Source organism: Saccharothrix sp. ST-888 (assembly GCF_000955975.1).
Classification (GTDB): Bacteria; Actinomycetota; Actinomycetes; order Streptomycetales; family Streptomycetaceae; genus Kitasatospora.
This window is the reverse complement of sequence record NZ_JYJF01000943.1, coordinates 1-306: the sequence shown is the minus strand read 5'-3', so window position 1 is coordinate 306 and position 306 is coordinate 1. Positions and strand designations below refer to the sequence as shown.

At 72.2% G+C, this 306-nt stretch carries 1 pseudogene; it reads right to left on the bottom strand.

Going from position 1 to position 306, the window contains the following annotated elements:
* Window positions 1-306, bottom strand: a pseudogene (locus tag UK12_RS35115) (hypothetical protein); the annotation flags it as partial.

The following is a 306-nucleotide window of genomic DNA, read 5'->3' as shown; positions in this document are numbered from 1 at the left end:
ACCTGAGGGGGGACGACTGCGGGGTCGAGCGCTTGACCGCGGATGGTCACGATAAGGAGCGCCAGGGCAAGATCAGCACGGGCCAGCGCGTCCCGGGGGTCCGGACGGTCGGTGTCCAGGACGCGCAGGGCGACGGGACCGATCAGCTCGCGGTCCAGCGGGTCCTTCACCTGGCGGGCGGTGACCTGGCGGTCCGTGACCGCGGCCTGGGCGTCCGCGCCCTTGCCCCGGGAGCGACGGCCGACCAGCGGAGAGGTGTTGGTGCCGATGGTCATCGAGATGGCCGGGTCGTCCACCGTGATCAGC